Origin of the sequence: Haloprofundus salinisoli, assembly GCF_020097815.1 — an archaeon.
Taxonomy (GTDB): domain Archaea; phylum Halobacteriota; class Halobacteria; order Halobacteriales; family Haloferacaceae; genus Haloprofundus; species Haloprofundus salinisoli.
The window spans coordinates 1,482,147-1,505,328 of record NZ_CP083663.1 but is presented as its reverse complement, the minus strand read 5'-3'; the positions used below and the strand labels follow the sequence as shown (position 1 = coordinate 1,505,328).

Genomic DNA, 23,182 nt, shown 5'->3' with positions numbered 1-23,182 from the left:
TCGCTCAGTCCGCGCTGGCGACGGCGACGGCTCGCTCGAACATGCCGTCGCTCGTCGTGTAGTAGTAGTACGCACCCGCGCCGACGGCGGCCGTGACGTTCGAGAGCGTCACCGCCCAGAAGACGGCGGAAACACCCGCGCCGAACGCGTAGACGCCGAGGGCGGCGATCGGGAGCCGAACCCCCCAGTACTGGGCGAGCGAGACGACGAGACTCGTTTTCGTCTTCCGCGCCCCGTTGAAGCCGCCGAGGAAGAGGTACGTCGCGCCGAGCGCCCAGTAGCCGAGCGCGAGAATCTGGAGATACTGCACGGTCAGCGTGAGCGCGGCCTCCGAGATGTGGGGGACGAACAGCATCGTCAGCGGTTCGGGGACGAACCACTGCCCGGCACCGACGAGACCCAGAGCGACCGCGGCTATGGCGACGCCGGTCCACGTCGTCCGGTTCGCACGCTCGGGCTTCTCCGCACCGAGGTTCTGGCCGATGATGCTCTGGGAGGCCTGCTGGAGGCCGCCCGCGGGGATAAACGCGATGCTGGCGATGCGAGCGCCGACGGTGTAGGCGACGAGTCCGGCCGCACCCCCGGCGACGGCAACGATGCCGACGATGAAGACGCGGACGGCGTCTTGGGCGATTCGCTGACCGACCAGCGGCCCGCCGACGTCGAGGATCTCGCGGTACTCGGCGGGGTCGAAGCCGACGTCGGCCAGCGACAGCGAGAACGTGTCGCGCGGGCCGACGGCCAGCGCGATGGCGAGCGCCATACCGGCGGCGAATCCCGCCACCGTCGCCAGCGCCGCGCCCTCGACGCCCATCTCCGGAAACACCCAGAGGCCGAGGATGAGAAACGGGTCGAGAACGAGGTTCGTCACGACGGTGACGAGCGTGACGTAGAGGGCGGCGCGGGAGTCGCCCCACCCGGTGAACGCGCCTTCGAGCGTGTCGCTGACGGCGACGAACGGCATCCCGAGCGCGTACGTCGCCAGGTACACCGCCGCCATCTCGGCGAAGGTGGGGTCGGCACCGACGAGGCGGACGATAGAGGGTGCGGCGACGTACGTGACTGCGCCGACGACGAGGGCGAAGGCGAGCGCCAGCGTCGTCCCGTGGAAGGCGACGCGTCTCGCACCGGCGGTGTCGTCGCCGCCGACGCGCTGGGAGACGATGACCTGCGTGCCGACGAACGGCGCGAGCGTGACGAGGACGACGGCGATGCTGATTATCGGGTAGTTCAACCCGACGGCGGCGACGGCGTTCTCGCCGTAGCGGCCGAGCCAGAACACGTCGACCAACTGCTGGACGACCTGCGTGAGGCTCTGGATGACGAGCGGGGCAGCGAGGACGACCAACGCACGGGATATCGACCCCTCCGTGATGTCCTCTGTTGTGAGGTCGAACATCGTGTTATCGTTCTCTCATTCTTCATGCATAATAAATCTCTGCCGGTCCGTGGGTAACCGTTAGATATTCATGAACAAAAGAACGTAACGAAAAGAACAAGTTCGGCTCAGGAGTCGTCGCCGGACGCCGCGTCGCCGACGCGGAGTGCGCTCTCGACGAGCGTCTTGTGCCCGCGTCGGAGGCGTTCGGAGAGCGCCTGTTGGGAGACGTCGAGTTCGGCGGCGAGTTCGCCCATCGTTACGTCGCGCGGGACGTCGAAGTAGCCGCGTTCGACCGCCGTGACGAGTGCGGTGTACTGGTCCTCGGTGAGTCCGAACTCGCCGCGACCCGTCGACTGCTTCAGGTCGTAGATGTTCTTGATGGAGAACGTCAACCCCTTGTCGGTACAGAACTCGTGGGTCGCAGAGAGCGTGTCCCGGGTCGGAAAGAGGATGCGGAGGTGCCACCGGTTGTTCTGTCCGTACATCTCCATAATAGTCCCACCCTCGTCGAGGAGGACGTGCATGATGACGTGGATGTTGTCGATCCAGTTCATCCGGTAGAGGAGCTCGTCGCCGAGGTCGTCGAGCAGTTCGGCGTCTTCGATGCTCGGGTCGTCCTCCAGCGCCTCATTCATCGGATCGGCGTCGGTTCCGGAGACGCGGACGTACGGCATTACGTGGTCGGCGCCGTGGGCGGCGAGTCGGACGACCTCGAACTCGGCGTCCGGAACCGAATCGAGCGTCTGACAAAGCGCGAACTCGTTTGCGGGAAGTTCGACCTCCGCAATAGTACTCATGTAGATACGGTTGGTGCGCACGGAATTGAACCTGCTGGCGAACCCACGTGAACGACGAATGTCGCCCGGTAGGACAGTCACGTAGACATATATTCACTATTATTACCCTTGGTTGAAAGTGCGCGTATATACAGGCACAATCAGCATCCCTCTCGTCGGTGTGGTATATACTACCGTAATGGACGCACTCAGAGAGTTTATCGAGGGACGAGTGCCGAACGAGTGGGTACGTGCGCCGGGCAAGGCAATAGCGTTCGAACGAAACGGTCTTCGGGTGGAAGCCGAACGGGTCGCGACGCCGCAACGCTTCGGGCGGCGGTGGGAGATTCGGTGTCGCGAGTCCGTCGGGGAGGTAGTCGACCAACGGAGAGTCCGGTACGTCACCTCCAAAGAGGAAGCGCTCGACGCGGTGTACGACTGGATGCGTCGACTGGAGGGCGGAGCGACCGCCGACGCCCTCACCGACGGAGACGTCGCGGGCACGATGACGCACCCGGACGTCGGAACCGTCGCCAGCATCACAAACATCGCGGACGCCGCGAACGCCGGGAACGCCGCGAACGCATCACCGCGGGTGGAGCGAGGATGACTCCCGACGCTTCCGAGTCGACGGCTATCACCGAGACGCCCATCGATGCCTTCGAGTCCTCGCTGGTGTTGGTCTCGAACCGCCAGCCGTACAGCCACCGCCACGAGGACGGCGAAATCGTCGTCGACCGCCCGGTCGGCGGCCTCACCGCAGGACTGGACCCGGTAATGCAGCAGATAGACGGCACCTGGATCGCCTGGGGCGACGGCGACGCCGACGCCGAGGTGACCGACGAGAACGACTGCGTCCGCGTTCCGCCCGACGACCCCAATTACACGCTCCGCCGGGTGTGGCTCTCTGAGGACGCCGTCGACGAGTACTACTACGGCTACAGCAACCAGGTGCTGTGGCCGCTCTGTCACGACCTCATCGGAAAGACGAACTTCGAGGACCGCTTCTGGTCGCGGTACAAAACGGTGAACGAGCAGTTCGCCGAGGCCGTCGTCGAGCAGGCCGACGAGGAGTCTGTCGTCTGGTTCCAGGATTATCACCTCGCGCTCGCTCCCTCGTACGCGAGAGCGGCGCTTCCGGAGACGACGCTGTTCCAGTTCTGGCACATCCCGTGGCCGACGTGGGACACGTTCCGCGTCTGTCCGCAGCGGCACGAACTGCTCGACGGGCTGCTCGCCAACGACCTCATCGGCTTTCACACCGAGCGCTACGTCGAGAACTTCCTCGGCTGCGTCGACGCGTGCTTCGAGGACGCCCGCGTCGACACCGACAGCGGCGAAGTCGAGTACGACGGCGAGACGACGCTCGTTCGAGCGTTCCCGCTCGGCGTCGACGCCGAACGCATCGGCAGGTTGGCCGGCGAGCGAGACGGGTCGTTCTGGTCGGAGTTCAAAGCCGAGTACGGAATCCCGGAGGGCTCCCACGTCGCCGTCGGCGTCGACCGGCTCGACTACACGAAGGGGATTCCGGAGCGCCTCGACGCGCTCTATCACCTGTTCGAGACGCGTCCCGAGTGGCGCGAACGGCTGACGTACGTCCAGAAGGCGACCGAGAGTCGCTCCGACATCCCCGAGTACCAGCGCCTCCAGTCGCAAGTCGACGAGCGCATCGACCGCCTCAACGAGCGGTTCGCCACCGACTCCTGGCGGCCGGTCGTCCGCATCGACGAACACCTGACGAATCCGGAACTGTACGGCCTGTACGCCCACAGCGACCTCGCGCTCGTCACGCCGGTGCGCGACGGGATGAACCTCGTCGCCAAGGAGTACGTCGCTGCGCAATCCGACAGCGACACCGAGGACGGAGTTCTGGTGTTGAGCCGGATGACGGGCGCGCACGGCGAACTCGGCGACACGGCGGTGACGATCGAGCCGTACGACGAAGCGGCGCTGGCCGACCAGATAGAGGAGGCGCTGACGATGCCGGACCACGAGCGCGAGCGACGGATGGACGCGCTCAGGGAGTCCGTCCTCGAGAACGACCTCGACACGTGGCTGGCGTCGCTTCTGGGCACCGTCCAGGGCCTTCGACGGATGAACACCGAGCAGGCCGACGACCGAAACCGACAGGAGACGAAATCGTGAGCGACCCGACCGACGGAGAGCGGTTCCGACCCGAAGACGGCGTTACGCAGACGATAGCCGTGCTCCAGACGCGGTTGCCCGACCACGAGGGGCTCCTGCTCTGTCTGGACTTCGACGGGACGCTCGCACCCATCGTCGACGACCCCGAGGAGGCGACGATAACGCCGACGAACGCGGAGTTGGTCGAACGGCTCCGCGAATCCCACGGGGTGAAACTCGCCGTCGTCAGCGGCCGCGGCCTCGAAGACGTGCGCGACCGTGTCGACGTGAAGGACGTCACCTACGCCGGTAACTACGGTATCGAGACCGACTACGGCGACGGCGACATCGAAGTCCACCCCGAGGCCGAGGCGGCCGAACCGGTCGTCGAGAAGGTGCGCACGAGACTCGAAGACGAACTGGCCGACGAGGAGGGCGTCGCCGTCGAGGACAAACGCTGGACGACGACGGTCCACTTCCGCCGCGCCGAAGACCGCGCCGAGGAAGTGACGGAGCGAGTGGAGGACGTCGTCGACGAACACGGCGACGACCGGTTGGTGACGGCGTCGGGGCGCGCCATCGTCGAGATAAAGCCCGACGTCAAGACGAGCAAGGGCGCGGTGGTCGACGCCTTCGCGGCCGACGCCGAGGGCTACCTCCCGATGTACGTCGGCGACGACGTCGGCGACCGGTCGGCGTTCGAGACCATCGCGTCCGCGGGCGGCGTGAGCGTCTACGTCGGCGACGAGGACATCGGCGCGACGGCGACCGTCGAGAGCCCCGTGGAGGTCGCGGCGCTGCTCCAGTGGATAGCCGACGACGGCGTCTCCTACGTCAGCACGAACGCGTGGGACTGACCGAAGCAGGACCCCGACGCCACCCCGACAATCATCACGTTTTTGCACGCCCACCCGTAGGGGTACGTATGGCTTACAGGCGGAAACCGGACTGGCTGAAGATGCGGCCGCCGTCCGGTCGCCGGTTCACCGAGATCAAGCAGACCCTCCGCGACCGCGACCTCCACACGGTCTGCGAGGAGGCGAACTGCCCGAACCTCGGCGAGTGCTGGAGCGGCCGAGACGGCCCGGGGACGGCGACGTTCATGCTGATGGGCGACCGCTGTTCTCGCGGCTGTAACTTCTGCGACGTGCAGACGGGAGGAATGGAGTCGCTGGACCCCGACGAACCCGCGAACGTCGCCGAAGCCGTCGCCGAGATCGGCCTCGACTACGTCGTCCTGACTTCCGTGGACCGCGACGACCTCCCGGACCAGGGCGCGGGCCACTTCGCGCAGACGATTCGGGAAATCAAGCGACGCGACCCCGAGGTGCTCGTCGAGGTGCTGATTCCGGACTTCCAGGGCGAACCGCGACTCGTCCGGAAGATAATCGACGCCGAGCCGGACGTCGTCGCCCACAACATCGAGACGGTCGAACGCCTCCAGTGGCCGGTTCGGGACCGACGCGCGAACTACGAACAGTCGCTGTCGGTGCTCGAACAAGTGAAGAGAGAGTCCGACATCTACACGAAGACGAGCCTGATGCTCGGTCTCGGCGAGTACCACCACGAGATTTATCAGACGCTGTCGGACCTCCGCGAAGCCGACGTGGAGATCGTCACCTTCGGCCAGTATCTCCAGCCCTCTCGCTCGCACCTCGACGTGTTCGACTACGTCCACCCCGACGCCTTCGAGACGTGGCGGCGCGTCGCCGAGGACGAGTTCGGCTTCCTCTACTGCGCCTCCGGGCCGATGGTCCGGTCGTCGTACAAGGCGGGCGAGCTGTTCGTCGACGCGCTCCTGCGCGACGGCAAGAGCGTCGAACAGGCGCGGGCCGCCGCACGAGCGGCGGCCGAATGAGCGAACGGCGACCGGAAAGGGCCGTGAACCGGGCGGAGGCGCGCGGCAGAGAGCAACTGAGCCGCCTCCAAGACCCCTCTCGTGCATCAACAGTCATATACGCCGAGACCGAAGTCGAACTATGGCAAGCACCCTCCTCCGCGTCGCACTCGTCCTCCTCCTGCTGTTCGTCGCCGTGAGCGTGCTGGGCTTTCTCGTCGGACTGGTCACGGCCCTCGTCAGGACGGTGCTGATGCTCCTCGTCCTCGGTGCGGTGCTCTACGGGGCGTACTGGCTGTTTTCGAGTGGCGGCGGGTCGAAGAGTCGTCTCTGAGTCCCGCGAGAAGCGGACCGAATCGCCGCCGCGTGAGCGTTTATCACACCCCGACGCGAGCGTAGCGGCAGATGACGAACGAACCCGGCGAGTACGTCGGCGACGGCGAGCCGACAGTCGACGCCAGCCTCTGTGACCGCCCGGCCGAACTCCTCCAGGAACTGATTCGCTTCGACACGACGAACCCGCCCGGCGCCGAGCGCACGTGCATCGAGTGGGCCGCCGACCTGTTGGCCGACGCCGGTATCGACTCCGAGCTCTACGCGCAGACGCCGGACCGGCCGAGCCTCGTCGCTCGCATCGAAGGTGGCGATTCTCCTGCATTGATGCTGTACGGCCACGTCGACGTGGTGCCGACGAGCGACCAGGCGTGGACGCACCCGCCGTTTGCGGGTGTCGAGGAGGACGGCTACGTCTGGGGCCGCGGCGCGCTCGACATGAAGTCGGGTGTGGCGATGTTCGTCGCGGCGTTTCTCCGCGCGGCCCGCGACGACGTCGACCTCGCCGGTGACCTCGTGCTCTGTCTGCTCGCCGACGAGGAAGCCGGCGGCGACGAGGGGGCGGCGTTTCTGGTGGACGAACACCCCGAACTGTTCGAGGGCGTCGAGTTCGCCCTCGGCGAGTTCGGCGGTTACCCGATGGAGTTGGCGGGCGCGCGCCTCTACCCCGTGCAGGTCAACGAGAAACAGGTGTGTTGGGTTCGCGTGAGCGCGACGGGGAACGCGGGTCACGCCTCGCGGCCGAGTCGCGGCGACGCCGTCGGACGTATCGGCGAGGCGCTCGTGAAACTCGACCGCGAGCGACTCCCGTACCACCTCACGCCGCCGGTCGAGGAGATGCTCGACCGGATGGCCGAAGAGGTCGACGACGAGACGGCCGCGGTTCTTCGGGGACTGAAAGACCCCGAGGCGGTCGACGAGTCGCTGGCGGCGCTCGGCGACGAAGCCGGGACGTTCGAGGCGCTGTTGCACAACACGGCGAACGCGACGATTCTCCGCGGCGGCGACAAGATAAACGTCGTCCCTGCGAGAGCCGAGTTCACCGTCGACAGCCGCCTGCTGCCGGGACAGACCGACGAGGACGTGGCCGCCGAACTCCGCGATCTGCTGGGCGACGGCGTCGACGTCGAGGTGGAACGCTTCGAGAAGGGACCCGAGGAAACGGATCTGGGGCTGTTTCCCCTCTTGGACGAGGTGCTCCGCGACGCCGACGAGGAGGCGGTTCCGGTGCCGTACGTGCTCCCGGCGGCCACGGACGGGCGCATCTTCGCGCGAATCGGCGTCCAGAGCTACGGCTTCACGCCGATGGATCTCCCCTCGGAGTTCGACTTTCAGTCACTCGTCCACGCCGCCGACGAGCGCATCCCCGTCGAAGCCGTCGAGTTCGGCACCGACGCCGTCTTCGACGTCGTCCAGCGGTACGACGGTGCGGTAGAGTAGCGACCGAGACGGGAGCCGTATATAAACGGAGCCCAGACGCGCCGAATCGGCCGTCGCGGGTCGGGGGTCGGAGGCGAAAGTGGGGTGACCGTCTTCGGGCGGTAGGCACCGTGAGACGGCCTCTCGCGTGAGTCGTTGTCGTGGCACCTCGCAGATGCGAAGCAATCCTTCCCATTTGTCCATTATACTCCGGAATGTGGAGAGATAATCACTGGAATCGGCTAGTCGGCCCGACAGATATTTTGAAGTAGAAATTTTTCTGCGGCGTCGTGGACAGATTCGACGTGGGAGGCAGAATTTCTGACTATAGTAAATTATTTACGAAAACCCTATAACTCGGGCGGGAGACTGTTCGACCATGTGCAGGTGGGTTCTCCCGTGAGCACGTTACAGCGTGACCCCGACGAGATGGTTCGGGTACTGGACGAAGACGGCTCCGTCGTCGGTGAGGTTCCCGACCTCGAAGACGAGGAGTTCGTCGAGATATACCGGCAGATGCGGTTGGCGCGGCATTTCGACCAGCGCGCGGTGAGCCTCCAGCGACAGGGGCGGATGGGGACGTACCCGCCGCTGTCGGGCCAAGAGGGCGCGCAGATCGGCAGTTCGTTCGCGCTCGCGGAGGACGACTGGATGTTCCCGAGTTACCGCGAACACGGCGCGGCGGTCGTCCGCGGCCTCCCGCTGAAGCAGACGCTGTTGTACTGGATGGGCCACGAGGCCGGCAACAAGATGGACGAGGGCGTCAACATCTTCCCCGTCGCCGTCCCCATCGCCAGCCAGATTCCGCACGCGACGGGCGCGGCGTGGGCCTCGAAGCTCAAAGGCGAGAACAAGGCCTTTATCTGTTACTTCGGCGACGGCGCGACCAGCGAGGGGGACTTCCACGAGGGCGTCAACTTCGCGGGCGTCTTCGACACGCCGAACGTCTTCTTCTGTAACAACAACCAGTGGGCGATTTCGGTGCCCCGCGAACGGCAGACCGCGAGCGAGACCATCGCCCAGAAAGCCGTCGCCTACGGCATCGACGGCGTCCAGGTCGACGGCATGGACCCGCTGGCGGTGTACCAGGTGACGAACGCGGCCGTCGAAAAGGCGAAGAACCCGGAGGAGGGACAGCTTCGCCCGACGCTCATCGAGGCGGTCCAGTACCGCTTCGGCGCGCACACGACGGCGGACGACCCCACGGTCTACCGCGACGACGACGAGGTCGAGAAGTGGAAGGCGAAAGATCCCATCCCGCGGCTGGAGGCGTTCCTCCGCGAGACGGGCCGCCTCGACGACGAGTCCGTCGACGCCATCCGCGAGGAGGTCGAGGCGGAAGTCGCGGACGCCATCAAGGCCGCCGAGTCGGTCGAGCGACCGGAGCCGACCGAGATGTTCGAGCACGTCTACGCCGAGATGCCCCGCGACCTCCGCGAGCAGATGGCCGAATTCGAATCGATTCGTGAACAGTACGGCGACGAAGCCTTCCTCGAAGACTGATGGCACAAGCAACACAATCGCAGAACCTCACGCTCGTTCAGGCGGTACGGGACGGTCTCTACACCGAAATGCAGGCGGACGACGACGTCGTCGTCCTCGGCGAGGACGTCGGCAAGAACGGCGGCGTCTTCCGGGCCACCGAAGGGCTCTGGGACGAGTTCGGCGACGACCGAGTCATCGACACGCCGCTGGCCGAGTCCGGCATCATCGGCACGGCCGTCGGCATGGCCGCCTACGGCATGAAACCGGTCCCGGAGATTCAGTTCTCCGGCTTCATGTACCCCGGGTTCGACCAGATCGTGAGCCACATGTCGCGGCTCCGGACCCGCTCGCGCGGTCGCTACACGCTGCCGATGGTGCTCCGCGCACCGTACGGCGGCGGCATCCGCGCCCCCGAGCACCACTCCGAGTCCAAAGAAGCGTTCTACGCGCACGAGGCGGGCCTGAAGGTCGTCATGCCGTCGACCCCGCACGACACGAAGGGCCTTCTCATCTCCGCGATTCGAGATCCGGATCCCGTGATCTTCCTCGAACCGAAACTCATCTACCGCGCGTTCCGCGGTGAAGTCCCCGAAGACGACTACACGGTGCCCATCGGCGAGGCCGCGGTCCGCCGCGAGGGGTCGGACGTCTCCGTGTTCACCTACGGCGCGATGACGCGCGCGACGATGGAGGCCGCCGAGAACCTCGAAGGCGAAATCGACATCGAAGTCGTCGACCTCCGCACCGTCTCGCCGCTGGACCGCGAGGCCATCGTCGACTCGTTCAAGAAGACCGGCCGCGCCGTCGTCGTTCACGAGGCCCCGAAATCCGGCGGCCTCGGCGGCGAAATCACCTCCATCATCCAGGAGGAGGCGCTTCTGTACCAGGAAGCGCCGGTCGAGCGCGTCACCGGCTACGACGTGCCGTACCCGCTGTACGCGCTGGAGGACTACTACCTCCCGAACGCCGCGCGCGTCGAAGAAGGTATCCGCAACGCGGTGGAGTTCTAACCGATGGGAGTCAAGGAGTTCAAACTACCCGACGTCGGCGAGGGCGTCGCCGAAGGCGAACTCGTCTCGTGGCTCGTCGAGCCCGGCGACACCGTCACCGAGGACCAGGCGGTCGCCGAGGTGGAGACGGACAAGGCGCTCGTTGAGGTGCCGTCGCCGTACAACGGGACGGTGAAGGAACTGCTCGCCGAAGAGGGCGAAATCGTCCCCGTCGGCGACGTCATCATCACCTTCGAAGTCGAGGGTGAGGGCGACGAAGCAGCGGACGAGGAGCGCGCCTCCGCGGAGATGGAGGCTCAAGAGAGCGAGGCCGACGAGCGCGAAACCGGCGACGAGGCGGTCGGCGAAGGCGACGGAGAAGCCGTCGCCGGCGAGTCCGCCGAGAAGAGCGCCGACCGAAAGGCCGAGACGCCGAAGGGTCGCGTCTTCGCCGCGCCGAGCGCCCGCCGCCTCGCGCGCGAACTGAACGTCGACATACAGTCCGTCGACGGCAGCGGCCCCGGTGGTCGCGTCACCGACGCAGACGTCCAGACGGCCGCCAACGGCCGGATGGACAGCGACGTCGAAGGAAGCGATTCGGGCCCGCGCGAAACCGCTATCGGCGAGAAGAAATCGGCCGTGAGCCGACGCGACGACGGAGAATCCGTCGACGGGTCGGCTGCGAGCGTGGAGGCCGCCGGGCGCGACCGGACGCTCGCCGCGCCCGCGACGCGCCGCATGGCCGAAGAGGAGAGTATAAACATCGACGACGTGCCGACCGACGAGACGCGCGACGGCCAGGCGTTCGTCACGCCCGAAGCCGTGACGCAGTACGCGCAGGCTCAGCGCGAGGCGCGCGAAGCCGAGGTGCAGGCCGACGCCGAGGCGGCGGAAGCGAGCGAGGCCGAAGGCGCGTCCGCGACGGACGCCACCGAAGACGGTGTCGCCGAACGCATCCCGTATCGGGGCGTCCGGCGCACCATCGGCCAACAGATGGAGAAGTCGCTGTACACCGCCCCGCACGTCACCCACCACGATACGACCGTCGTCGACGAACTCGTCGACGTGCGCGCGGAGTACAAGGAGCTCGCCGCCGAGCGCGACGTGAAGCTCACGTACATGCCGTTCGTGATGAAGGCCATCGTCGCCGGGTTACGCGAGCACCCGATACTGAACTCGACGCTCGACGAGTCCGACCCCGAGAACGCCGAGATACTCGTCAAGGACGAGTACAACATCGGCATCGCGGTGGCGACGGACGCCGGGCTGATGGTGCCCGTCGTGAAGAACGTCGACAAGAAGTCCATTCTGCAGCTCTCGCGGGAGGTGAACGACCTCGCCTCCCGCGCCCGCGAGCGCAAAGTGACCCGCGAGGAGATGCAGGGCGGGACGTTCACCATCACGAACTTCGGGGCCATCGGCGGCGAGTACGCCACGCCGATAATCAACTACCCCGAAACGGCCATCCTCGGACTCGGTGGCATCGAAAAGCGGCCGGTCGTAGACGGCGACGACGTCGTCGCCACGGAGACGCTGCCGCTGTCGCTCTCCATCGACCACCGCGTCATCGACGGCGCGGACGCCGCAGCGTTCACGAACACGGTGATGGAGTACCTCCGTAACCCCAAACTCCTGCTACTCGAATAATCTCATGGTCGTCGGAGACATCTCAACCGGAACGGACGTACTGGTCATCGGCGGCGGACCGGGCGGCTACGTGGCCGCCATCCGCGCCGCACAGCGCGGCCTCGACACGACGCTCGTCGAGAAGGACGACTACGGCGGCGTCTGTCTCAACCGCGGCTGTGTCCCCTCGAAGGCGCTCATCACCGGCGCGGACCTCGCCCACGAGGCGAGCCACGCCGAGGAGATGGGCATCCACGCCGACCCCGCCGTCGACATGGCGCAGATGGTCGACTGGAAGGACGGCATCGTCGACCGCCTCACCGGCGGCGTCGAGAAACTGTGTAAGGCAAACGGCGTCAACCTCGTAAAGGGAACGGCAACGTTCAAAGACGAGAACAGCGTCCGCGTCGCCCACGGCGGCGAGGGCCAGGGCAGCGAGAGCATCGAGTTCGACTCCTGCGTCGTCGCCACCGGCAGTCGAACCATCCAGATTCCGAACTTCGACTACGCCGACGACCCGGTCATCGGGTCGAAGGAGGCGCTCGACATGGACTCGATTCCCGAGCGACTCGTCGTCGTCGGCGCGGGCTACATCGGGATGGAGCTCTCGACGGTGTTCGCCAAACTCGGCACCGACGTGACGGTCGTCGAGATGCTCGACGACGTGCTCCCGACGTACGAAGACGACATTTCGACGGTCGTCAAGCGCCGCGCGAAGGACCTCGGTGTCGACTTTCAGTTCGGCGAAGGCGCGTCGGAGTGGCGCGAGTCGAGCGACGGCGGCATCACCGTCGTCACCGAGACCGAAGACGGAGAGGAGTCGACGTACCCCGCCGACAAGGTGCTCGTCGCCGTCGGGCGCTCGCCCGTCACCGACACGCTGGGGCTCGACGCCATCGGCCTCGAACCCAACGAGCGGGGTTTTCTCGAAACCGACGACTACGCGCGGACGGAGATCGACCACATCTTCGCCGTCGGCGACGTCGCCGGCGAACCGATGCTCGCGCACAAGGCGTTCAAGGAGGGCATCGTCGCCGCCGAAGTCATCGCGGGCGAACCCGCGGCGCTCGACTATCAGGCCGTCCCGGCGGCCGTCTTCACCGACCCCGAAATCGCCACGGTCGGGATGACGGAAGCCGAGGCCGAGGAAGCCGGCTTCACGCCGGTCGTCGGCCAGATGCCGTTCAACGCCAGCGGACGCGCGATGACCACGGGCCACACCGAGGGGTTCTGTCGCCTCGTCGCCGACGAGGATTCGGGCTTTATCCTCGGCGGCCAGATCGTCGGTCCCGAGGCGTCCGAACTCATCGCCGAAGTCGCGCTCGCCGTCGAGATGGGCGCGACGCTCGAAGACGTCGCGGCGACCATCCACACGCACCCGACGCTCGCCGAAGTGGTGCAGGAGGCCGCCGAGAACGCCGAGGGACAGGCGATTCACACACTGAACCGCTGAGCGAACACGCAGTTTTTTGACGGGTCGGTGCGCGTGTCGCGCATGGGTCTGTTCGACTCCCTCCACGACGCAGACGAAGACGTGAGCGACCGGTTCCAACCGGTCGAGTCCGCCACATCCGCCGGAACTGCCGGCTCCGAGGCCTCCGACGACGCCGAGGCGGCCGGCGAGAACGACCGCGAGCTCAGGTTCGCCTCGGCCCGGCCCCGCGACGCCGGCTTCAGCGGGACGCTGAAGCGGGCCGTCGACGAGGAAGCCGGCGTCGTCATCTACGCGTACAAGAGCGGCAACGGCGCGGGGGTGACCGCCGTCCCCCTCTCGCAGACGAAACTCGACGGCGACAGCGACGACGCGGTACGGTAACTCATCCCGACGTTCGTCGCGCCCGGACAGTCTCGTGAGTCGTCTCCGGAACGGCTTTCTTCCTGCCCGCAAGAGCAACTGCTCATGAAGTTGTTCGGGTCGAGTGGGACACGCGGGGTGGCGAACGAACAGCTCACCCCCGAGTTCGTGCTCCGAGTGGCGAAAGCCGCCGGGACGGTGTGGAAAGTCGACCGTGCCGCCATCGCACGCGACACTCGGACGACGGGCGAGTTGTTCTCGAACGCCGCCGCCAGCGGACTGGCGAGCGTCGGCGTCGACGTCGACCGCCTCGGCGTCACGCCGACGCCGGCGGTGACGCGCTACTGCGAAGTCGAGGGCGTGCCGGGCATCGTCATCACGGCCTCGCACAACCCGCCGGAGTACAACGGCGTCAAACTGGTCGGTCCCGACGGCGTCGAACTCGTCGTCGAACGGCTCGAACGCATCGAAGACCACATCCTCGCCGAGGAGTTCGACACCGTCGCGTGGGACGAGGTCGGCGAGACGCGGCGCGTCGAGTCGGCGAACCGCGACTACGTCGACGAGATGCTCGCCACCGTCGACCGCGAGAAGATCGCCGCCGCCGGCCTCAGAGTCGCGCTCGACCCCGGCCACGGCGCGGGCGCGCTCACCAGCCCCGACTTCTACCGCGAACTCGGCTGCGAGGTCGTGACCGTCAACGGGCAGGCCGACGGCCACTTCCCGGGACGGAAACCCGAGCCCGTCGAGAAGAACCTCGGCGACCTCGGACGACTGGTCCGCGCGGCCGACGCCGACGTGGGAATCGCCCACGACGGCGACGCCGACCGGGCCATCTTCTTCGACGAACGCGGCGGGTACATCGAGGGCGACGCCTCGCTGGCGGCGCTTTCGGCCGCCGGCCTCTCGAAGGGCGACACGACCGTCGCCGCGGTCAACGTCTCCCAGCGGCTCGTCGACGTCTGCAACGACGTGGGCGCGACCCTCGAACTGACGCCCATCGGCAGCACGAACCTCATCACCCGAATTCGAGAGCTGTGGGCCGAAGGCGAGACGGTTCCCGTCGCCGGCGAGGGCAACGGCGGCGTCTTCTTCCCCGACTACCGCCTCGTCCGCGACGGCGCGTTCATCGGCGCGAAGTTCCTCGAACTCGTCGCCGAGAAACCGCCCTCCGAGATCGTCGCGCCGTACACCGACTACCACAACGTCCGCGTCAACCTCGTGTACGACACGGAAGCCGAGCTGAACGCGATGCTCGCCGCCGCCGAGAAGTACGCCGAGAGAGCGGACGCCGACCCGAACATCATCGACGGCTACCGCCTCGACTACGGCGACGCGTGGGTGCTCGTCCGCCCCTCCGGCACCGAGCCCAAAGTCCGAATCTACGCGGAGGCCCGCGAGACCAACCGCGCCGAGGCGTTAGCCGAGGACGCCCGCTCGGCGCTGACGGCGGCGCTTCCGGACCCCTGAATCGAACGACAACTACCGAGGAGAGAGTACTGAGCCGGGTTACGCCGACGAGGAGACGTCGAGCGGCGCTTCCGAGTCGTAGCCGTGCCGGTCCAGCGTCGTACGCAGCCGGTCACGAGACGTACGGAACGCATCGAGCGACGCGGTCACTTCGCCGCGCTGGAGTTTCGCCTGTTCGGCCTCGGTGAGCGACCCGCGGGCCGCCGCCGCCGTCCGGAGACGGTCGTAGTCGTCGTTCTCGACCAGATACCGAAGCTCTCGACACCGAGCGACGACCTCCTCGGGGGCGAACCGCGAGACGACCGAGACGAGCTCGGGGACCAGACATCGGAACTCGGCGGCCGGCGGCGGCGGCCACGACACCGTCAGCGGCCCGCCGTCGAGGCGATCCAGATAGGTTCGGTTCACCGCGACGCGCGCCTTCAGCTCCGCCGGGTCGGCGACGAAGTGCGAGAGCTTCGAGTTCGAGTAGTCGGCGTACTCCAGCAGGTCCGGAATCGGTTCCGCGCCCACGTCGGCCGACGCGACGTACTCGCGGAGGTCGGCGGGCGGCGCGTCGTAGTCGATTAACGGATACCCTGCGGCCGTCGAGACGAACGAGAGCGCGTCGCGGGCGCTCGCGTCGCCTTTGTACGCCTCGAACGCTTCGCCGACGGCGTCGTTGTACGCCCGGATCGGCTCCCGAAGCCGGTCGACCGGAGCGTCGAGGTCGGCCTCGCCGAGTCGTTCGAGGCGTCGGAGTTCCGAGAGACGCTTATCGACGTTCGAGAGACACCGCTCGGCGTCGCGGGTCGCGGTCCGGTGTCGCTCGCGGGCGGCGTCTCGTTCCTCCAGTAATGCGGCGACGTCGGCGGCGGTATCGAGTGCGTCGCGGGCAGCGTCGAAATGTCTCTGGCTCAGGCGGCGACGGTCGAGGATGTCGTTGGCCGCGTCGAACGCGTCGGCGGCGGGAGCGTCGTCGTCGACCCCCTCGACGAGTTCGAGGAACTTCCGCTCGAACTCGACGAACGCGCCGAAGTCACCGGTGCCGGTCGCACGGTCCTCGTAGCGGTCCAGAAGTGCCAACGCTCGGTCGTAGGCGTCGGCGACCGACTCGACGGTCTCCGTTCCCGCGTCGGTGACCGCCGCCTCGGCGTCTCGACGAGCGTCGAACGCGGCTTCGAGTTCGTCGGCGACCGCCTCGGCGTTCGAGGGGTCCGTAGGCGAGTCGACGGCGACGCCGGGTTCGCCGCTCTCGCCGGTCGCCGGGTGGTCCGTGTCGGTCATAGCTCAGTAGACCTCGTCGGGGTCGAACACGCGTTCGCCGACGCTCTCGCCGTCGACGGTCCGGTAGAAACAGGAGCGGTGGCCGGTGTGGCACGCGCCGCCGGACTGGTCGACGAGATACAGCAGCGTGTCGGCGTCGCAGTCGACGCGGACTTCTTTCACATCTTGGGTGTGGCCGCTCGTCGCACCCTTCTCCCAGAGTTCGTCGCGGCTGCGCGAGTAGTAGTGCGCGCGGCCCGTCTCCCGGGTGCGTTCGAGCGCTTCGGGCGAGACGTACGCCAGCATCAACACCTCGCCGGAGTCTGCGTCCTGGGCGACGGCGGGGACGAGGCCGTCCTCGCCGAAGTCCACGTCGACGGTCATAGTCGCACAGAAGCGGGTCCGGCCGATATGTCTTGTGCGTTTTCGACGGTCACACCAGTCCGACCGCGCCGAGCAGGCCGAACAGGATGTCGCCGTAGACGAGCGCGACGAGCAGGCCGACGAACATCGGGACGATGAACGGGAGACCGGGCATCACCCACACCTGCTCGCGGGCCGACACGAGTTCGAGGCCGTCTCTGAGTTTCTCCGGTGTCGTCCCGTAGGCGCTCCAGTCGAGCGAGTCGAGAAACGCCTCGGCGGCCCACGGGTCGTCGAAGTCGGCGGACTCGTCGAGGTCCGGCGTTCCGTTTTCGCCGCGTTCTGCGGGAACCGTTCCGCCGTCAGATGCCCGCTGTGGCGCCGACGAGACTTGCTTCGCGGTACTCGACTCGCCCCCGTCGGTGACGGCGGCGTGGTCAACGGAGCCATCACCGACGGGGTGCGTCTCGACGACGCTCGCCGGGTCGCGGTGTGCGCCGGCGTCGGCGCGGAGGTCCGCGAGCGTCGCGCCCCGCCATCGGAGGTACATCCGGAGCGCGTCGAGATCGAGGCCGTCGCGGGTGTAGCCGCGGGGCGTCTCGAAGAGGCTGCCGTGGCGGGTCGAGAGCGAGTCGACCGGGACCACCCGGCCGACGAACATCACCGGCGAGAAACGCCGCGCCGCGAGGTTTCGAAGGCCGAGCGCGACCGGATACGCGACGGCGACGAGCACGGCGTTCGTGAGGATGGTGAACGAGAAGACGCCGAGCGTCGTCTCTACGAGGGGAAGTTCGACGCCCGAGACGGGATAGGAGGGGAACGTCGGAAACAGCAGCGCGAGGACGATGAGCGCCTTCGCGTCCGCCGCGCCGAAGCCGCCGATGTACCAGAACGTGTAGCCGATGGGGGCGACGAAGAAGACGCTAATCGCGACCTGCAGGAGGAACAGCGAGTCGAGCGGGCCGAAGAGATACGCCGCCCACAGTTCCCACGCGAGCAGGACGATACCGAGCGTCGCCAGCGGCGGCCACATGCGATTGGGGAGGCGGCGCGTCTCCACGTCCCGCCACGCCGCCCACGCGAAGACGGGGACGACGAGCAGGCGCAACAGGTCGGGCATCGTACCGAGCACGGTTCGCCCTTGCGGGTAGGAGAAATAGGTGTTGTGGTCGTGCCGGGCGAGTCAGCAGGAAAAACCGTCCGCCGAGCTTACGTCAGCGGAAGGACCCACGAGAGCAGAAGCACCATCAACAGACCCATGACCGAAACGATAGTCGTCAACGCGGTCCACGTCTTCAGCGTCTCCGTCTGCGTGAGGCCGCCAATCTCCTTGACGAGCCAGAAGCCGCTGTCGTTGTACCACGAGAAGATGTTGCCGCCCGCGCCGATAGCCATCACGAGGTACGCCGGGTTGACCGACAGCGAGGCGACTGCCCCCGACCCGGCCATGATGCCGGCCGTCGTGAGCATGGCGACGGTCGCCGACCCCTGCGCGATGCGGACCGTCGCGGCGATGAGCCACGCGGTGACGAGCACGCCGATGCCGAGTTCCGAGAGGATGTTGGTGATGTAATCGCCGATGCCGGCGGCAGCGAGCAGCGCGCCGAACGCGCCGCCTGCGGCGGTGATGGCGGCGATGTTACCGCCCGATTTCAGCGCCTCGGTGAGTTCGTCGCCCCACGCTTCGTCCGAGAGCGCGCGCATCCGGCGGTAGGTGAGTGCCGCGGCGATGGCGGCGACGGTCAGCGCGAAGTTCGGGTCGCCGAGGAAGCCCGTGACCGAGCGAATCGGCGCGTTCTCGCCGAGGAACGTCGTCGCCGCCGTGTCGGAGGCGACGAGGACGACGGCCAGAAGGATCGGCAGCGACGCCTCGAACACGCCGGGAAGTTGGCTATTCGACCGCTGGGCGAGTTCGCTCAGTTCGTCGCCGCTGGTGTCCATCGCGTCGCGGAGCGGGATGTCTATCCGCTTGTTGATCCATCGGCCGTAGCCGATACCGCCGACGAACGCCGACGGGAGCGCGACCATGAGGCCGACGAGAATCGTCACTCCGAGGTTCGTACCCGGAATCTCAGCCGCGACGGCGAGCGGGCCGGGCGTCGGTGGAACGAACACGTGCGTCGTCGCCGCGCCCGCGCCGACGACGACGAGATAGAGCGCGTAGTTCTTGCCGACGCGGGCGCGCATCGACCGCGCCAGCGGCGCCATCAGGTAGAAGACGTTGTCGAAGAACACCGGGATGGCGAGAAAGGAACTGCTGCCCCAGAGCGCGAAGTCGGAGTTCTCGCTGCCCGTCAGCGATGTGAACCCGCGAACGATGCGTTCGGCGGCGCCGCTGGCCATCATCGACTTGCCGATGACCGCCGCCATCAGGATCGGGATACCGATCTCGGCCATTCCCTCACCGAACGCTTGAGCGATCCGCGACGGAACTTCGGCGAACGCCACTTGCGGCGCGACGATACCGACGACGAGCGTCGCGATGATGAGACCGACGAACGCCGGAAGGTCCCAGTACACCAACAGCGCGATGACCGAGATGAGTCCGACGACGAAGGCGATCAGCGGACTGTGCGCACCGCCAATCTGCGTCAAATGTGGTTCTACTAGCATAATTATGTGAAACTACGATAGTAGTGGGCAATACACTCACACTTATCTATTATGTATTATAAGATACAATCCACTAGTTTAATAATTATTTTACAATAGAATAATAGGCGTAGAAGACGGTCTGCACCGCTAAGACGCCGTTCGACACCTGCGGTGAGTGGAGAGAAGAGATGCCGAAAGAGGGGATTGCAACTCCGGGGTACCCCACGAGAAGAATTCACCGCGGCAACGAGGCCGACCAGTGAACCGATCGTAGGCTGCGGGAAGCGAGCGCGGGCGCTCTCGGGCGGAGAGCAGAGACTGCAGCTACCGCGGATGCGGCGAAAATATACTCGGTGAGAGCGCGTTGCGCTTTAGATGACGCGGTTCGTTCGGCAAGTGGCTCATCAGTCGTGTTTTGTGGGTAATAGTGTGTAAGTGTTATCAGACCGTGGGTCATAGTGGGCAACACGGTGAAAGTAGACGCCCGAGACCTGCGAACCAACGACACCGACGACCGGGGTCGGATTTACCTCGGGACGGAATACGCAAACAAGCGCGTGACCGTCGCGGTGGTAGAAGTCGAAAACGACCGACCCGACGGAGACGAACTCGCCGCTGCCTATCGGGAAGCATCCGAAAGTGCGGAGTCGTTGGCCGGGGAGTGGGACGACACGTCTGACGAGGCGTGGCGTGGGCTGAGTGAATGAACGAGAAGACGAACGTTCGACGCGGTGATGTCGTCATCGTCCGGTTGGACCCCGCCGAGGGTCACGAGATGAAGAAGACCCGCTCGGCGGTCGTCGTCCAGAACGACGTCGGGAACGCAAATTCGAGTACGACCCTCGTCGCACCCGCGACTGGTACGTACCGAGGCTACCCGTTCGAGGTACTGGTCGAAGCGGACGACTCGCCGTTCGGGAGGGACTCGTCGGTTCGTCTCGACCAGATTCGAGTCGTATCTATCGAGAAGCGGATTCACTCGGTCGTCGGGAGTCTGGACGCAGGAACGATGAGTCAGGTAGACGACGCACTGAAACTGAGCCTCGGACTCAACTGAGCGGTTCGACGCAGGCGGCGTGGGAAATCGCAGTGGGCTGGTTCTTCTCTTGGAGTTCTTCGGAGTGTCTTCCTGTGCGTCTCTATCAGCACGTTCTCGTGGTGTCCACTCCGGCTTCGGTGGACCCCTAGGAAGTCGACAGAAATCGCGTGCTGAATACAGAGGATGTATACCGCAACCGACCGCAACTTATTCCAGCCCCTCTCTGTCGGTATAATCTCGTCTCCGGAAATCGACAAGGGTAAACCAATTCTGAGAGATAGACTGATAGAATGAGCCATGGTGGGCAACACTCTATTCACGCAGTGATAGGAGAAGTCACCCGAGCGTTAATCACGACCACCAAAAACGAGATACGGCAACGCATTTGTGAGCAGTTCGTAGCATCGGAGTTGTACTCCTTTGCGTGGATTGACCGCTATAACCCAGAGAAAGAGGAGAAGATTCCGACAGCCTCCGCCGGGATCGCGGAGAATACACTCAATGGAGAGACTATTACCGAGGAGTCACCTCAATCGGAACTGACAAACGAGGCAGTGCGCACGCAAGAGATCACAGTTGTACAGAATCTCGTTACCGACCCGCCTTGCGAGGAATGGCGCGAGCATGCCCTCAAACATGACTATCGAACCTGCGCGGTCATTCCCCTCGTTTACGAGGAGGCTATGTACGGAGTCTTGCATCTGGCTACTAACCGGTCGCAAGGATTTGGCGCGCTTGAGCGAGAATCGCTCGCAGAGTTTGGAGTAACAATCGCATACGCCTTCGAAAATGCGGAGTCGCCTGCGAATACTGATAGCACCGAGCGCACGGAAGCTGAGACGGGGATGACGAAAGTGGCCGCTGAGTCCGAGCAGGAACGGCGGCTTTACGAGACCATCATTTCCAGTACTCCCGACCTTGTATACGCGTTCGACCTCGACTACCGCTTCATATTCGCCAACGATGCACTGCTAGAGATGTGGGGTCAAACCTACGAAGAGTCCATCGGAAAGACCCTACAGGAAAACGGCTACGAGCCGTGGCACGCGGAGATGCACGAACGCGAGATTAACCAGGTCGTAGAGACGAAAGAACCCATCCGCGGCGAGGTAGCGTTTCAACACGCCGAGCTCGGTCACCGAATCTACGACTACATCTTTGCGCCTGTACTCAACGACGAGGGGGAAGTCGAAGCCGTCACCGGAACGACACGCGATATCACCGAGCGCAAGGAAGCCGAAGAGGCGCTTCAGAAGAGCAAGGAGCGATTCCGGACGTTGATCAACGCTAGCTCGGATGTAGTATATCGCATGAGCCCCGGTTGGAGCGAAATGCACCGCCTTGAAGGCAAGGAGTTCATGAACGATACACACAAACCGACCAGCAATTGGCTTGATAAATACATTCACCCAGACGACCAGAAGCGCGTAACGGAGGTCATTGACGAAGCTATCCGAACCAAAAGCACCTTCGAGATGGAACATCAGGTGGAGCAGGTCGATGGGAGTTTGGGCTGGACGTTCTCGCGTGCGGTGCCGATACTGGATGAGGACGGTGACATCGTCGAGTGGATCGGTATGGCGAGCGATATCACCGAGCGCAAACAGTATGAGTGGGAACTCAAACGGACGCTGGATTTGCTCGAAAAGACCGAGCAAATCGCTGATGTCGGCGGTTGGGAGATTGACGTGAATACAAAGGAAGTATTTTGGACAGATCATCTCTTCGATATCTTGGAAGTGTCCTACGATGAGGAACCGCCATTGGATGAGGCGCTCGATGTCTATTACGAAGAGGACCGGCCGATCGTCAAGAATGCAGTTGAGGAGGCACTTGACGCCGGCGAACCATTCGATATAGAATCTCGAATCCGAACCCCTAGCGGAGAGATACGCTGGCTCCGTATCCAAGGGAGTCCGGAAGTTGAGGATGGGGAAGTTGTCTCGCTCCGCGGGGCAGTCCAAGACGTTACCGAACGTAAACACCGAGAGCAGCGGTTAGGTGAGTTGATCGAGGAACTTGAGGAATCGAACGAGCGTCTTGAGCAGTTCGCCTATGCCGCCTCTCATGATCTTCAGGAACCGCTCCGGATGGTGTCAAGCTACCTCCAACTGGTCGAGCAACGGTACGCCGGCGAACTTGACGAGGCTGGACGTGAGTTCATCGAGTTCGCGGTGGATGGCGCTGATCGAATGCGTGATATGATTCAAGGGCTCCTAAAATATTCCCGAGTCGAGAGCCGTGGTGAGCCCTTTGAACCAGTTAGTCTGGATGACGTCCTCGCGAACGTCCGTACCGACCTTCAAGTGAAAATAGCGGAAACGGATGCTGAGATCACCTCTGAATCCCTCCCTCACGTTGAGGGGGATCAAGGACAACTCCGCCAACTGTTTCAGAACCTCCTAGACAACGCATTCGAGTATAGTGGTGACAAGCCGGCGCGAGTGCATGTTGCCGCAGAGGAACGTGGCCAGAAGTGGGCCGTCTCGGTAAGCGACGAGGGAATCGGTATCAATCCTGACGACAGCGAGCGAGTCTTTGAGGTCTTCCAGAGGCTTCACACCGCCGACGAGCACCAGGGAACTGGCATCGGCCTCGCGCTCTGCGAGCGAATAGTAGAGCGTCACAATGGCAATATCTGGGTTGAGTCTGAGCCCGGAGAAGGCGCAACGTTTTGGTTTACTCTTCCCCCGGTGAGAACTTGA

At 65.1% G+C, this 23,182-nt stretch carries 21 protein-coding genes; 15 read left to right on the top strand and 6 right to left on the bottom strand.

Annotated features, from left to right (window positions below):
* Window positions 1-4: 4 nt before the first annotated feature.
* Together LAQ73_RS07990 and LAQ73_RS07985 are read right to left on the bottom strand one after the other, a co-directional pair.
* Window positions 5-1,399 carry an MATE family efflux transporter gene (locus tag LAQ73_RS07990; protein ID WP_224270696.1) on the bottom strand — a complete coding sequence of 465 codons (1,395 nt, stop codon included), beginning with the start codon at window positions 1,397-1,399 and terminating at the stop codon, window positions 5-7.
* 107 nt (window positions 1,400-1,506) lie between these two features.
* Window positions 1,507-2,178 carry a helix-turn-helix domain-containing protein gene (locus tag LAQ73_RS07985; protein WP_224270695.1) on the bottom strand — a complete coding sequence of 224 codons (672 nt, stop codon included), beginning with the start codon at window positions 2,176-2,178 and terminating at the stop codon, window positions 1,507-1,509.
* A gap of 178 nt (window positions 2,179-2,356) precedes the next feature.
* On the opposite strand from LAQ73_RS07985, the gene LAQ73_RS07980 reads away from it, so the two are divergent.
* From LAQ73_RS07980 to glmM, 12 genes are all read left to right on the top strand, one after another.
* On the top strand, window positions 2,357-2,767 hold the full coding sequence (locus LAQ73_RS07980; RefSeq protein WP_224270694.1) for a hypothetical protein: 411 nt from the start codon (window positions 2,357-2,359) through the stop codon (window positions 2,765-2,767).
* Window positions 2,764-4,302 carry an alpha,alpha-trehalose-phosphate synthase (UDP-forming) gene (locus LAQ73_RS07975; RefSeq protein ID WP_224270693.1) on the top strand — a complete coding sequence of 513 codons (1,539 nt, stop codon included), beginning with the start codon at window positions 2,764-2,766 and terminating at the stop codon, window positions 4,300-4,302. Before LAQ73_RS07980 ends, LAQ73_RS07975 begins: the two co-directional genes overlap by 4 nt.
* Window positions 4,299-5,138: a trehalose-phosphatase gene (gene otsB / locus LAQ73_RS07970; RefSeq protein ID WP_224270692.1), complete on the top strand. Its 840-nt coding sequence runs from the start codon at window positions 4,299-4,301 to the stop codon at window positions 5,136-5,138. Before LAQ73_RS07975 ends, otsB begins: the two co-directional genes overlap by 4 nt.
* 68 nt (window positions 5,139-5,206) lie before the next feature.
* Entirely contained in the window at window positions 5,207-6,139 is a 933-nt protein-coding gene (lipA, locus tag LAQ73_RS07965; protein WP_224270691.1) for a lipoyl synthase, read from the top strand.
* A 121-nt stretch (window positions 6,140-6,260) separates the two neighbouring features.
* Window positions 6,261-6,452 (top strand): hypothetical protein, encoded by a 192-nt coding sequence (locus LAQ73_RS07960; RefSeq protein ID WP_224270690.1) that lies wholly within the window; start codon window positions 6,261-6,263, stop codon window positions 6,450-6,452.
* A 71-nt stretch (window positions 6,453-6,523) separates the two neighbouring features.
* Window positions 6,524-7,891: a M20/M25/M40 family metallo-hydrolase gene (locus LAQ73_RS07955; RefSeq protein WP_224270689.1), complete on the top strand. Its 1,368-nt coding sequence runs from the start codon at window positions 6,524-6,526 to the stop codon at window positions 7,889-7,891.
* A 378-nt stretch (window positions 7,892-8,269) separates the two neighbouring features.
* Window positions 8,270-9,373, top strand: a complete 1,104-nt coding sequence (gene pdhA, locus LAQ73_RS07950; RefSeq protein WP_224270688.1) for a pyruvate dehydrogenase (acetyl-transferring) E1 component subunit alpha — start codon at window positions 8,270-8,272, stop codon at window positions 9,371-9,373.
* Window positions 9,373-10,365, top strand: a complete 993-nt coding sequence (locus LAQ73_RS07945; RefSeq protein WP_224270687.1) for an alpha-ketoacid dehydrogenase subunit beta — start codon at window positions 9,373-9,375, stop codon at window positions 10,363-10,365. The genes pdhA and LAQ73_RS07945 overlap by 1 nt, the downstream gene beginning before the upstream one ends.
* Before the next feature lie 3 nt (window positions 10,366-10,368).
* Window positions 10,369-11,991, top strand: a complete 1,623-nt coding sequence (locus LAQ73_RS07940; protein WP_224270686.1) for a dihydrolipoamide acetyltransferase family protein — start codon at window positions 10,369-10,371, stop codon at window positions 11,989-11,991.
* A gap of 4 nt (window positions 11,992-11,995) precedes the next feature.
* The gene (gene lpdA, locus LAQ73_RS07935) at window positions 11,996-13,423 is read left to right on the top strand and encodes a dihydrolipoyl dehydrogenase (protein ID WP_224270685.1); all 1,428 of its coding nucleotides are present in this window, start codon (window positions 11,996-11,998) and stop codon (window positions 13,421-13,423) included.
* A gap of 42 nt (window positions 13,424-13,465) precedes the next feature.
* A complete protein-coding gene (locus LAQ73_RS07930) occupies window positions 13,466-13,786 on the top strand; it encodes a hypothetical protein (RefSeq protein WP_224270684.1) in 321 nt (106 codons plus the stop codon).
* An 84-nt stretch (window positions 13,787-13,870) separates the two neighbouring features.
* Window positions 13,871-15,235: a phosphoglucosamine mutase gene (gene glmM / locus LAQ73_RS07925; protein ID WP_224270683.1), complete on the top strand. Its 1,365-nt coding sequence runs from the start codon at window positions 13,871-13,873 to the stop codon at window positions 15,233-15,235.
* Between the two features lie 39 nt (window positions 15,236-15,274).
* Here the strand turns inward: glmM and LAQ73_RS07920 are convergent, their stop codons facing one another.
* The 4 genes from LAQ73_RS07920 to LAQ73_RS07905 form a co-directional block, all read right to left on the bottom strand.
* Window positions 15,275-16,501, bottom strand: a complete 1,227-nt coding sequence (locus LAQ73_RS07920; RefSeq protein ID WP_224270682.1) for a DUF7118 family protein — start codon at window positions 16,499-16,501, stop codon at window positions 15,275-15,277.
* Window positions 16,502-16,504: 3 nt separating this feature from the next.
* Window positions 16,505-16,864 carry a phosphoribosyl-AMP cyclohydrolase gene (gene hisI / locus LAQ73_RS07915; protein ID WP_224270681.1) on the bottom strand — a complete coding sequence of 120 codons (360 nt, stop codon included), beginning with the start codon at window positions 16,862-16,864 and terminating at the stop codon, window positions 16,505-16,507.
* 49 nt (window positions 16,865-16,913) lie between these two features.
* On the bottom strand, window positions 16,914-17,963 hold the full coding sequence (locus LAQ73_RS07910; RefSeq protein WP_224270741.1) for an A24 family peptidase: 1,050 nt from the start codon (window positions 17,961-17,963) through the stop codon (window positions 16,914-16,916).
* Between the two features lie 89 nt (window positions 17,964-18,052).
* On the bottom strand, window positions 18,053-19,456 hold the full coding sequence (locus LAQ73_RS07905; protein ID WP_345778396.1) for a GntP family permease: 1,404 nt from the start codon (window positions 19,454-19,456) through the stop codon (window positions 18,053-18,055).
* Window positions 19,457-19,908: 452 nt separating this feature from the next.
* Between LAQ73_RS07905 and LAQ73_RS07900 the strand changes: the two genes are divergently transcribed.
* The 3 genes from LAQ73_RS07900 (at window position 19,909) to LAQ73_RS07890 (ending at window position 23,182) form a co-directional block, all read left to right on the top strand.
* A complete protein-coding gene (locus tag LAQ73_RS07900) occupies window positions 19,909-20,145 on the top strand; it encodes a hypothetical protein (RefSeq protein ID WP_224270680.1) in 237 nt (78 codons plus the stop codon).
* Window positions 20,142-20,495 (top strand): type II toxin-antitoxin system PemK/MazF family toxin, encoded by a 354-nt coding sequence (locus tag LAQ73_RS07895; protein WP_224270679.1) that lies wholly within the window; start codon window positions 20,142-20,144, stop codon window positions 20,493-20,495. Before LAQ73_RS07900 ends, LAQ73_RS07895 begins: the two co-directional genes overlap by 4 nt.
* Window positions 20,496-20,800: 305 nt before the next feature.
* Window positions 20,801-23,182, top strand: a complete 2,382-nt coding sequence (locus LAQ73_RS07890) for a PAS domain-containing protein (RefSeq protein WP_224270678.1) — start codon at window positions 20,801-20,803, stop codon at window positions 23,180-23,182.

What these genes read in the sequence shown, in the direction of transcription:
- LAQ73_RS07990 (WP_224270696.1), bottom strand. Translation starts at nt 1,399, where the DNA reads ATGTTCGACCTCACAACAGAGGACATCACGGAGGGGTCGATATCCCGT.
- LAQ73_RS07985 (WP_224270695.1), bottom strand. Translation starts at nt 2,178, where the DNA reads ATGAGTACTATTGCGGAGGTCGAACTTCCCGCAAACGAGTTCGCGCTT.
- LAQ73_RS07980 (WP_224270694.1), top strand. Translation starts at nt 2,357, where the DNA reads ATGGACGCACTCAGAGAGTTTATCGAGGGACGAGTGCCGAACGAGTGG.
- LAQ73_RS07975 (WP_224270693.1), top strand. Translation starts at nt 2,764, where the DNA reads ATGACTCCCGACGCTTCCGAGTCGACGGCTATCACCGAGACGCCCATC.
- lipA (WP_224270691.1), top strand. Translation starts at nt 5,207, where the DNA reads ATGGCTTACAGGCGGAAACCGGACTGGCTGAAGATGCGGCCGCCGTCC.
- LAQ73_RS07960 (WP_224270690.1), top strand. Translation starts at nt 6,261, where the DNA reads ATGGCAAGCACCCTCCTCCGCGTCGCACTCGTCCTCCTCCTGCTGTTC.
- LAQ73_RS07955 (WP_224270689.1), top strand. Translation starts at nt 6,524, where the DNA reads ATGACGAACGAACCCGGCGAGTACGTCGGCGACGGCGAGCCGACAGTC.
- LAQ73_RS07945 (WP_224270687.1), top strand. Translation starts at nt 9,373, where the DNA reads ATGGCACAAGCAACACAATCGCAGAACCTCACGCTCGTTCAGGCGGTA.
- LAQ73_RS07940 (WP_224270686.1), top strand. Translation starts at nt 10,369, where the DNA reads ATGGGAGTCAAGGAGTTCAAACTACCCGACGTCGGCGAGGGCGTCGCC.
- lpdA (WP_224270685.1), top strand. Translation starts at nt 11,996, where the DNA reads ATGGTCGTCGGAGACATCTCAACCGGAACGGACGTACTGGTCATCGGC.
- LAQ73_RS07930 (WP_224270684.1), top strand. Translation starts at nt 13,466, where the DNA reads ATGGGTCTGTTCGACTCCCTCCACGACGCAGACGAAGACGTGAGCGAC.
- glmM (WP_224270683.1), top strand. Translation starts at nt 13,871, where the DNA reads ATGAAGTTGTTCGGGTCGAGTGGGACACGCGGGGTGGCGAACGAACAG.
- LAQ73_RS07920 (WP_224270682.1), bottom strand. Translation starts at nt 16,501, where the DNA reads ATGACCGACACGGACCACCCGGCGACCGGCGAGAGCGGCGAACCCGGC.
- hisI (WP_224270681.1), bottom strand. Translation starts at nt 16,864, where the DNA reads ATGACCGTCGACGTGGACTTCGGCGAGGACGGCCTCGTCCCCGCCGTC.
- LAQ73_RS07910 (WP_224270741.1), bottom strand. Translation starts at nt 17,963, where the DNA reads ATGCCCGACCTGTTGCGCCTGCTCGTCGTCCCCGTCTTCGCGTGGGCG.
- LAQ73_RS07905 (WP_345778396.1), bottom strand. Translation starts at nt 19,456, where the DNA reads ATGCTAGTAGAACCACATTTGACGCAGATTGGCGGTGCGCACAGTCCG.
- LAQ73_RS07895 (WP_224270679.1), top strand. Translation starts at nt 20,142, where the DNA reads ATGAACGAGAAGACGAACGTTCGACGCGGTGATGTCGTCATCGTCCGG.